Source organism: Microcoleus sp. B4-D4 (assembly GCF_036705185.1).
GTDB lineage: Bacteria > Cyanobacteriota > Cyanobacteriia > Cyanobacteriales > Microcoleaceae > Microcoleus.
Genome location: NZ_JAUBTX010000048.1, coordinates 37,463 through 48,590 on the forward strand (window position 1 = coordinate 37,463; position 11,128 = coordinate 48,590).

Consider the following 11,128-nt stretch of genomic DNA (forward strand, 5'->3'; position numbering starts at 1 on the left):
AGACTTGATGTTAAAGCGATCGATAAACGCGATAGTTGATCTCAGGAAAAATGTTGTCAATCTCTTCGACCTTCTCCAACCAACCGGAATCGACTTTACCTTCTTTGACTTCATCGTACAGCTTGTGAAAGCGCATTAAGTGCGATCGAGTCCGCCGCACCGCATAGGGAACCATCGTCCCAGTCCGCATGATAAAGGCCCAGTCAGACGATTGAGCTAACAGCACTTCCCGCGCGGCCTGGTTCAAAGCCCGATACTGCAATTCGTCCTCCGGTTCCATACTTCCCAACTCAATCATCCGTTCCGCAGCTTTGTGCAAGTGCGGGTAAATCCAAGCATTGGTATCGTTGAGCCAATACTCGTGAAAACCCCGGAAACCCCAGCTAGACTGCGACGGACGGCAAACTTGCTGATTCGTATTTCCCCGCAAATAATCGGCTAAATGCGTCATCTCGTAGGTATTTTGGTCGTACCAACTCTTGCGGAACAAGTAATCTAAGAACCAAGGCCCTTCGTACCACCAGTGACCGAAAAGTTCCGCGTCGTAAGGCGATACAATAATCGGCGGGCGCTGCATGATGCCGTTGAGGTGTTCGACTTGCCGCTCGCGGTTGAAAGCAAAGTTGCTGGCGTGTTCGGCTGTTTTTTCCCGCGCCCAGTACGGATCGTATAACTGTTTGTCGCCTAAACCCAATCCGCGACCGGTGATTTTGTGATACTTAATCCCGGTGTTTTTGCGCTGGCCGTTGGGCATGATGTAGGGTTTGATGTAGTCGTATTCGGCTTCCCAACCCAAATCTTTGTAGAATTCTCGGTATTCGGCTGCGCCGGGATAGCCGACTTCGGAAGACCAAACCTGCTGCGATGATTCGTGATCTCGACCGAAGGCTGCTACTCCGCATTCGGTGAAAATTGGCGCGTAGCTACCGTAGCGGGGACGGGGGCGGGCGTAGAGAATGCCGTGACCGTCTGTGAGAAAGTAGCGGAGACCGGCATCGGCTAACATCCTCTCTAAGCCTTCGTAATAGGCGCATTCGGGCAGCCAAATACCTTTTGGTCGGCGGCCGAAGTTTTGTTCGTAGCTTTCGCAGGCTACTTGTATTTGCGCCCAAACTGCTTCGGGGTACATTTTCATCAGCGGTAAGTAGCCGTGGGTGGCCCCGCAGGTCATGATTTCGAGGTTGTTGCTGTCTTGGAATTTTTTGAAGGCTTTGACTAAATCTCGATCGCACTTTTCCCAATAATTGCGAACTTGAGAGAAGTGGGCGGCGTAATGTTCGCCTAAATATCGGAGATGACCGTTGCCGCTGTTGTGTTCAATTTCGAGATCCGCTAGTTCTTCGAGTTTCGCTAAGTGGTTGTCGAAGCGGTCTTGCAGCAATGGGTCGCGCAGCATCGCCACCAAGGGCGGTGTCATGCTCATGGTAATTTTAAAGTCTATGCCGTCGCGAAGCAGCCCCTCAAAGACTTGCAGCAGGGGAATGTAGGTTTCGGCGATCGCCTCAAACAGCCATTCTTCTTCTAAAACGTAGTCGCTTTCGGGGTGGCGGACAAAAGGCAGGTGGGCGTGGAGAACGAGGGCGAGGTAGCCAATAGTCATAGCGATTTCGATGCCGTAGTTATTAACTGACGCCAGTAATTAGGGACAGCTTTAAAATATTTTAAGATTTTATGCTGAAATGGGACGCACAAAATGCCGTGTTTTTTTAATGACCTTTTTCTAAAAAACTCAATGTCAGCAAATCTTGAGTTTCGGCTTGCTGTCGGATCAGAATTGCTGCTGTTTGAGAGTCTACTGGCTTGGAAAAAAAGAATCCTTGGGCGAACTCGCATTTTAATCCTTTGAGTATAGATAGTTGCGAGGCTTCTTCGACTCCTTCGGCTACCACATCCATGCCCAAATTGTGCGACAAAGTAACGATCGACCGCACAATCTCTGTCGGGTCAATACTTCCTTTGCTTAGGTCGAACTCGCCTCCCATTCTGCTGACAAAAGATCGGTCTATTTTTAAGGTATTGGTGGGGAAGCGGTGCAGGTAGGACAGGGATGAATAGCCGGTGCCGAAGTCGTCGATGCAAAGGTGTATGTTTCTGGCTCTAAGCTGCACCAGCATTGCTGTTACTGAGTCGGAATTTTCTATGAGTACGCTTTCGGTAATTTCTAGTTTTAAACTGCTACCGTCGAGATGACTTTCTTCGAGAACTAGATCGATATATTCGATTAAATCTGGCTGAGAAAACTGTTTGACTGAAAGGTTGACGTTGACGCTTAAGGGCGGGTTGTTTGGAAATAGTTGCTGCCACTGGCGGATTTGCTGGCAAGCTGTGCGTAGCACCCAACGGCCGAGGGCTACGATTAATCCGGTTTCTTCGGCGATGGGAATAAATTCAACTGGGGAAATTAAGCCGCGTTCTGGATGCTGCCAGCGCACTAGGGCCTCGAAACCGTTAATTGTGTTATTGGCGATGCTGACGATCGGCTGATAGTGAATGATAAACTGGGGGGCTGCGGATAAGGGAGGTAAGCCCGATCGCGCGCATGGATTACATTCTTGTTCTATGGCTTGGTCTCTAATTGATTCGATCGCCCGCCGCAAGTCATTTTCTAGCTGCAACAGTCGCAAAGCGTGGGCGTGCATGGAACTGTTAAAAACTTCGTGTCGGGCTCGGCCGAGTTTTTTGGCGCGGTACATGGCGGTGTCGGCGTCGCGCAGCAGGTTTGTCGTTTCCAGGTCTTCATCAGAACTCAAAGCAATGCCGATGCTGGCGGTGATAAATACTTCGTGTCCGTCTAGCAAAATCGGAGAGGTGATTTGCTGTTGCAGGCGGTTGACAATGCTACTAGCTTCATTGATGCCCTCGATATCTTCCAGCAAAAGCACGAATTCGTCTCCCCCGATGCGGGCTACTGTATCTCCGGGCCTGAGACAAGCTTCTAGACGGCGGGCGATCGCCACTAGCAGTAGATCGCCGATGGCGTGGCCGAGGGAATCGTTGACTACTTTAAATCGGTCTAAATCGAGAAACAGCACCGCAAACAAGTAGTCTGTGCGCCTTTTTGCCAGCCTCACAGAGTGTTCTAGCCGATCGATAAATAGCGATCGGTTGGGTAATCCGGTGAGGGCGTCATGAAAAGCATCGTGCAGCAGTTGTTCTTCGGCGAGTTTGCGCTGAGTGATGTCGTGACAGTTGATCACGATTCCCTTGACAGCAGGATCGTGCAGCAAGTTGGTGGCTACAGCTTCTACATAACACCAAGAACCGTTGCGGTGGCGGACTCTATACTCAACTGGGGACTGGCTTCTTTTGGGGGTTTGAAGGACTTTGTGGAGGGTTTGGGCGATCGCGGCGCAGTCGTCTGGGTGAACTGTCACTAGGGCGCTGCGCCCGATCGCCTTATGGGGCGCGTATCCTAAAATTCGCTTCACCGAAGGGCTGATGTAGCGAAAGATTCCCTCGCCGTCAAGAATGATCGTGATGTCTGTAGCGTTTTCAATCAGCGATCGAAATCGCTGTTCGCTTTGCCGCAGCGCTGATTCGGCAAATTTCCGATCGCTGATATCGAGGGCTACTCCGTCTATAACTACGTCGCCGTTTTTGTTATGAGAAAAGTTGGCGCTATCTTGCACCCACTTGGTTTCGCCGGAATTCAAGACAATTCGGTACTGGCGATCGCAGTGCTCTAGATTGTCACTCGATACTGCTACGCTGCTGTCAAACGAGGTTTTGTCGTCTGGATGAATGATTGCGGTCAATAGTTGCGGGCACGCCATTACTTCTGCAGGATCGAAGCCAGTAAGTTCGCGCACCCCTGGACTGATGTAGGGCATCGACATCTTGCCGTCTGGATGCAACACGGCGCGGTAGACTGAGCCGGGAATGTTGGCTGCCATCGTGGCTAGTTGCTGCTGAATGCCGCGGACTTCTGCTTCGGCGCGCTTGCGTTCTGCTAGTTCGGTTTGGGCCGTTTGGTAGAGTTCGGCTTGATGGATCGCGATCGCGCACTGATCGGCAATAGCTTTGACTAGCGACAGTTCTTCGGCGCTCCAAGAGCGCGGTCGATCGCACTGATAGAGGCCAATTCCTCCCAAAAATGACTGCTGGTAGAGCAGTGGAGCCATCGCGACGGCGCGAAACCCTACAAACTGTGCTGATGCTTGCAGGGACTGGCACAGGGTCGATAACTCGTCCAAGTCCACGGTTTCCCCGGCTGTGAGCCTGGAGCGGTAGTGTTCGGCAAATTCGCAATGTAGCCCGACCAACCGTTCTCTGTCGGCTGCTTTGCTGATGTAGCTAACTCTGATGCCACCTTCGGCATCTGGTTGCAATATTGTGCAGGCGCTGATTTCGAGTGCTTCGTGCAGTTGATCTGCGGTGGTTTGCAGCACTTCGTCCAGTACGAGGGTGAAGCGCATGGCTTGAACGATGCGGTTGACGATCGCCTCACGAGTCGCTTGCCGCTGAATTTGGGCGATCGCCTCTTGCTGCTGGCGGCGCATTTTGTATTCTTGGAGCGATCGTTCTAATACTGTTGGCAACCTAAACAGCCGCCCTTTTAATACGTAATCGGTCATGCCGGCTTTGATGCAGTCAACCGCCGCTTCTTCTCCCAAACTTCCCGTTACTAAAATAAAAGGTATGTCTTGCCCCAATTCCTGCATTAACTTCAACACTTCTAAACCGTTGAATTCCGGGAGGCGGTAATCTGACAGCACAGCATCGTAATTGCTATTTTGGAGTCTTTCTCTGCACTCTGCTGCTGTTTCTGCTGTGTCGAAATTAAAATTAACTCCGCCCGCTTCTAAGGCTACTTCTATTAATTCTATATCTTCTGCCATGTCTTCTATTATCAACAATTTTAATGTTGATTCGGCTACCATTTTCAGTAAAGAATCGGTCGATTTTCTATTTAACATACAGTTTTTCGGAATCTTTAAATGGTGTTTTTTTTGCTATATGTCATTTCTGAAATTTACTTTCATTGAGCTTTCTAAATTTTTAATTTATTTTTGGGACGATTTATTATCTATTCTCAAGACCTTGATTTCGCACCTGCCACTGAGGGATTGCCGAACCGACTGTGACTTATTAAACTGCATGATAGTTTTCAATTCTGAATTAAAAACTACTATAGCGGTTCTCAAAAAAGTGAGATATGCCCTATGCCCTATGCCCTATGCCCTATGCCCTATGCCCTATGCCCTATACCGGATAGTACCTCCTATGAAAGCTCGAAAGGCTATATCCCGATCGCTCAGGAATCTAGATTAGCATTTGAGATTGTCGGCCCTAGTTTAAAGTAAAACGTGGATCCTTGACTGGGTACGCTTTGAACCCAAATCGTGCCGCCGTGGCGGTGAATAATCCGCTGGACAATCGCCAAACCTATGCCAGTACCTTCAAATTCTCTCTGGGAGTGCAGCCGCTGAAAGGCTCCAAACAGCCGATCGGCATATTCCATCGAAAAACCTACTCCGTTATCCTTGACAAAAATAGTTCCGTCAGGTAAAGCATCAATCACTATTATAGCCGGAGTGCGTCCGCGACTGAACTTGACAGCGTTGTCGATCAAGTTGCTGAACACCTGTTGCAGCAAGGTGGGATCTCCCATCACCCCCGGCAAATCTCCCACGGTAAATTCAACTTGGCTGTCGGGATTTTCGGCGGTATCTGTCGCAGTTCGGGGTTTACTCAATTTAATCGCAGTTTGCACCAACCGAGCAAGATCGATCGGAATTTTGATTAAATCAGTCCGCCCCACCCGCGAAAGAGCCAGCAAACCATCAATCAACAAGCTCATTTTTTGGCTGCTGTCCTCAATTATTTCGATGTAATGAACAATTTTAGGATCGTTCAAAACCTCAGTTGATATTAAGCGCTGTTTCAAAGCATTAACAAAACCTGAAATGTGGCGCAAAGGAGCGCGCAAGTCGTGGGAAACCGAGTAGCCAAAAGATTCTAATTCTTGATTGGCAACCTCTAATTGCTCCGTGCGTTCCGACAAAGCTTGTTTCGTCTGGATCAACTCAGTGACATTGCGAGCCGTGCCAATTAAAGCATAAACTTCGCCGTCGAGATTCCTGAGAGGAATTTTAAAAGTGTCGAAATAAACAGCATCATCAGCAACTACAAAATCTTCCTGAAAATGAATCGTCTGCCCCGATACAAATACTTGCATATTTTCTAAGTAAAATTGTTCTGCAAGTTGGCTTGGATAGCATTCATAAATAGTTTGGCCCTGCATCTGTTGCCTGCTGTCGAATCCGCAAAATTCGACAAAAGGCCAGTTGACAAAAGAGAAGCGCATATTCTCACGTTCTACCACAAAAATAAGATCGGGTAAAGAATCAAAAAAAGTCTCTAATTCGGCTGTACGCAGGGCTACTTGAGCTTCTAAAGTTTCGTTGAGCTGCTGGAGTTCGGCTTCGGCTCGCTTGCGGTCGCTGATATCTTGACCGATACCGATCGACCTGCCGTCGGAGATGCGAACGTTTGCCCAAGCAGTGTCGATAACTCGCCCATCTCTAACTTTAGTTTGGAAGTCGCCCCAGTTCTGGGTTGCTGCTTGAATCCACTCGAAAACGTATTGTCGGTATTCCGGCTGCGGATAAAATTCTGCCAACATATCGCGGTTTTTGGTTTCTGCAAAACTCCAGCCTAGCACTTGTTCCCAGTGGCGGTTTACCCAGCTTAATTCACCCTGGGTATCTAAGAATGCCAGCATGACTGGCACGTTGTCGAAGATTGTTTGCAGCAATTCGTTTTGCTGTTTTAAGGATTCTTCGGCTTTTTTGCGATCGGTAATGTCCAGTACAGAACCGATTACTTGCTTTATTTTTCCATCGGGAGTTCTTTTGAAGATAGTCGATCGATCGTGAACCCAGCGCCATTCTCCATTTTTGTGTTTTATCCTGTAGTCGATGTCATCGGTTTCGTGGGGGTTGGTACTGTTTTCCAGCCGCTGCATACCTACAATTAACTTGGGCATATCCTCCGGGTAAATCAAGCTAGAGATTGCTTCTGAACCCCTGTCTTGCAATTCTTGGGGACTGTAGCCCAACATGGCTGTGACTGCCGCATTTGCATAGATATTTTGGTGTGCTTCTGTGTCGTAAATGTACAGGAAGTTGGGAATAGTTTTAATGATGCTTTCTAAAAGTTCTTGCTGTTTTTGCAGTTCTAATTCGGCTTGTTTGCGCTCGGTCACGTCCAGCACAAAACTCACTCCTAATTCCTGCGAACCTTCTAACAATGCAGAGCCTAGCAGCACCGGAACGCGGCTACCGTCGGCTCGGATGTATTCTTTTTCAAAAGGGGTATTTGTGTTGTTAGCTAACACTTCTGCAAGTTTTTCTTCATCGAGGCTGCGATACTCTGGCGGTGTCATTGTTTGCCAGCCAATTTTTTGGGAAAATAAATCGTCTCGCGTGTACCCTACCAGGTTTAAAAAAGCGTGATTCGCATCGGTGATCTCGCCGTTAATGTTCCAAAATATTATGCCGATCATGTTAGAATCAACTACGCGCCTAAATCGAGCTTCGCTTTGGCGCAACTGGGCTTCGACTTGTTTGATTTCTGTGATGTCGCGGGTAATCGCCAAAACAGTTTCTACTGAATTGTCCTCAGCAAATTCTGGAATGATTCGACACTGATAGTATATTGTCCCGTTGGAAGTGGGGAAATCAAATTCGATAGTTTCTTGTTTGCCGACGCGGAAAACTTTGATACAGGCTTCGTCCCACAGGTTGCAAATATCGGGGGCAATTCCTAATTCTTTGTTACTTTTGCCGATAAATTCTGAGGGGGATTTGGCGGTGGCTCGTTCAATTTCTTGGTTAACATAAAGGTGGCGCAGTTGTCGGTCGAACCGCGCTATGATATCGGTAGAATTTTCGGCAAGCGTGCTAAATTCCTGTTCGCGCTGGTGAAGTTCTTTTTGAGTGCGGTGTTGTTCGGTTATGTCTCTAGCAAAAGATAGAATTGAAACTAATGTTCCCGATTCATCAATGAGTGCAGAATTGTACCATTCGCAGTAAATTACCGAGCCATCTTTGGTATGGTTGCGGTTGCAGCAAACGGTGCGGGTTTCTTTGTTCTTTAACAGTTGATTTGTGACGGCGGACACCAGATCGAAGTCTTCTGGATAAACTATTGACCATTCGTGCCAATATTTGCCGATTACTTCTGCTGCACTCCAGCCAAATATTTGTTCGGCCACTGGCGACCACCGCACTACCCGACCTTCCCTGTCCCACTCTATAACTGCTAATGGCGAGTTTTCTAAGTGAAATTCCCGCCGCGAGTTGGCTTTTTTTATTTTAGTTTGAAGTTGCTGGCGCAGTTGCTTGGCTTGGGCAAATCGCTCGCCGATCTTTTCTGCGTTTGCTTGGTCGGCTTTGGCTATCTGAGCAATAGTTTCTGCTGTTTGTTTTTCGAGTTCTTCCCAAGCGATTTTGAGGGCAGATTCTGCCTGTTCTAGCTCACTGATGCTGTTCTGAAACTGTGCGGTACTTTCTACAGGGATTTCAGGCATAGTTTTGATTGTTAGGCAAGTGTTTGTTTAAAAAAATTAATATAGTTGAAAAATTAAAACCTAAAAATAGGCAATTGCTGGTTAAATTATACATTTAAAATCTTTGATTGGTGCGCGGAGTCAGCGGTTGGAGGCGGGAGGCTCTATGGCCTTTCTCAAAAAGTTGAGAAGTCAGTCGATTTTAGATTGAGGGATTGAGGGATTGGGGAATCTATCGATTTTAGATTTTAGATACTTCGGCTTCGCTGGCTCACAAGTTTTAGATTTTAGATTGGGGAATTGGGGGATTGGGGAATTGGGGCGATCGATATCTCATATCAGAGCTCCAATTGCTATATTCTCCCACAGAGTTGGGGTTTGGGGGCGATCGCGAAGCTGTAGTAGGGCGTTGGCGCTGCCGATCGCACGGCGGTTAGAAACCCGGTTCACACAAATAAAACCCGGCGTTGCTGATTTACGGTATGAAAGGCTAAATATGCAAGTCATAGAAACCAGAATCCACAAAACTTCTGAATTTTCAACTTATTTTTTTCATACCCTGATTAAGCAACGCCTAAAACCCATCCCAAGCGGGCCCAAGAGGCGGTTGCAACCGATATTTTTTGCCAGCCCTGCCGGTGTTCAGTGAAAACCGTCCCTAGCCTACAAAGAATCTCAAGTCAGTTTGGCAAATAAAAAGTTAAAATATAATCTAAAGTTATTCATTTTTTTAGGTCGCCTATGACTGCTGCAGCACCCTCTTCGATAAAAAACCAAACTCAGTACGAAGCCATTATCGGTCTCGAAACTCACTGTCAATTGAGCACGAATACTAAGATTTTCTCCAGTTCTTCTACAGAATTTGGCAATGCCCCAAATACTAATATTGACCCAATTTGTATGGGAATGCCGGGAGTATTGCCAGTATTAAATCAAAAAGTGTTGGAGTATGCGGTGAAAGCTGGTCTGGCTCTCAACTGCGAAATTGCACCTTACAGTAAGTTTGACCGCAAGCAATATTTCTATCCCGATTTGCCGAAAAATTATCAAATTTCTCAGTTCGATTTGCCGATCGCTACTAACGGTTCGATAGAAATTGAACTGGTGGACGAGGCTGGCAATTCTACTAGAAAAAAAATCGGGATTACTCGGTTGCACATGGAGGAAGATGCAGGCAAATTGGTTCACGGCGGCAGCGATCGGCTTAGCGGTTCTACCTATTCAATGGTGGATTACAACCGCGCCGGCGTGCCTCTAATCGAAATTGTGTCGGAACCGGATTTGCGATCGGGCGCTGAAGCGGCCGAATACGGTCAAGAAATACGCCGGATCGTCCGCTATATCGGTGTTGGCGACGGGAATATGCAGGAAGGTTCGCTCCGGTGCGATGTGAATATTTCGGTGCGCCCGGTTGGGAGAAAAGAGTTCGGCACCAAGGTGGAAATTAAAAACATGAACTCTTTTAATGCGATCGAACGGGCGATCGATTACGAGATTGAGCGGCAAACTCAAGCTATCGAAAATGGCGAAACTATCATCCAAGAAACGCGGCTGTGGGATGAAAACAAGCAGTGTACTTTCAGTATGCGGATTAAGGAAGGTGCGAGCGATTACCGGTATTTCCCGGAACCGGATTTGCCTCCGATCGAAGTTTCAGCCGATCAATTGCAGGATTGGAAAGCTCAACTGCCGGAATTGCCGGCCGAAAAGCGACACCGCTACGAAACTCAATTAGGTCTTTCTCCCTACGACGCGCGGGTTTTGACTGACGACAAAGCGGTGGCGGAGTATTTTGAAAAAACGATCGCCGCCGGTGCTGTTGCTAAACAAGCTGCTAATTGGGTGATGGGCGATATTACTGCTTATCTGAAAAATGAGAAACTGGCGATCGCAGAAATTCCTTTCCAACCGCAGGATTTGACCGAACTGCTGGCGCTAATTGATGCTGGCACGATCAGCGGCAAAATTGCTAAGGATATTTTGCCGGAGTTGCTAGCAAGCGGCGGTTCGCCGACTAAGTTGGTTGAGAGTAAGGGTTTGATTCAAATTTCGGATACTGGGGCGATCGATCGGGCGATCGATGCAGTGTTGGCCGCCAATCCCAAGGAGCTCGAACAGTACCGGGCTGGCAAAACTAAGCTGTTGGGCTTTTTTGTCGGTAAGGTGATGAAGGAAACGGGCGGCCGGGCAGATCCGAAATTGACTAATGAGTTGCTTGCGACCAAGCTTAACGGCTGAAGTCAAGGCCGCCGTTAAGGGGATTGTGTAGCGGACGCGCGCGCAGGGTGATCGGTTTTTCCCGATCCCGCCGCGCGATCGCCGATCCCGCTGCATGATAACTTTATAATTAATTAATACACATTCTTTTACCATATCTTCATGCTTGGGGGTGTCACCCCTCATCCTGGTAATGTTATATTGTGTTATGTAGATGCACCCTGATGGCAGAGAGAGTTACTTAGGTAACTCTCTCTTTTTTTGTCTTTTTTATCTTTTTTGTCTTTTTTGGCGATCGGGAATGTGTAATACGATGTCCGGTAGCATGGGAATTATATATTTTAATCATTGATAGTGCGAGCGTCCCCGCTCGCGAAGTCGATCGCGAGCGGGGACGCT

Annotated in this window: 4 protein-coding genes; 1 reads left to right on the forward strand and 3 read right to left on the reverse strand. The window is 47.8% G+C overall.

Annotation, left to right across the window (positions count from 1 at the left end; genetic code table 11):
* Positions 1 to 10: 10 nt before the first annotated feature.
* From QUB13_RS25220 to QUB13_RS25230, 3 genes are all read right to left on the reverse strand, one after another.
* Complete coding sequence (locus QUB13_RS25220) at positions 11 to 1,600, reverse strand: glycoside hydrolase family 57 protein (protein WP_333386391.1); 1,590 nt, start codon at positions 1,598 to 1,600, stop codon at positions 11 to 13.
* A gap of 106 nt (positions 1,601 to 1,706) precedes the next feature.
* Positions 1,707 to 4,916 (reverse strand): EAL domain-containing protein, encoded by a 3,210-nt coding sequence (locus QUB13_RS25225; RefSeq protein WP_333386394.1) that lies wholly within the window; start codon positions 4,914 to 4,916, stop codon positions 1,707 to 1,709.
* Positions 4,917 to 5,254: 338 nt separating this feature from the next.
* On the reverse strand, positions 5,255 to 8,533 hold the full coding sequence (locus QUB13_RS25230) for a PAS domain-containing sensor histidine kinase (RefSeq protein WP_333386397.1): 3,279 nt from the start codon (positions 8,531 to 8,533) through the stop codon (positions 5,255 to 5,257).
* 720 nt (positions 8,534 to 9,253) lie between these two features.
* Between QUB13_RS25230 and gatB the strand changes: the two genes are divergently transcribed.
* Positions 9,254 to 10,750, forward strand: a complete 1,497-nt coding sequence (gene gatB, locus QUB13_RS25235) for an Asp-tRNA(Asn)/Glu-tRNA(Gln) amidotransferase subunit GatB (RefSeq protein WP_333086896.1) — start codon at positions 9,254 to 9,256, stop codon at positions 10,748 to 10,750.
* The last annotated feature ends 378 nt before the right edge of the window (positions 10,751 to 11,128 follow it).

Coding starts and splice junctions, on each gene's coding strand:
- QUB13_RS25220 (WP_333386391.1), bottom strand. CDS start 1,600: ATGACTATTGGCTACCTCGCCCTCGTTCTCCACGCCCACCTGCCTTTT.
- QUB13_RS25225 (WP_333386394.1), bottom strand. CDS start 4,916: ATGTTAAATAGAAAATCGACCGATTCTTTACTGAAAATGGTAGCCGAA.
- QUB13_RS25230 (WP_333386397.1), bottom strand. CDS start 8,533: ATGCCTGAAATCCCTGTAGAAAGTACCGCACAGTTTCAGAACAGCATC.
- gatB (WP_333086896.1), top strand. CDS start 9,254: ATGACTGCTGCAGCACCCTCTTCGATAAAAAACCAAACTCAGTACGAA.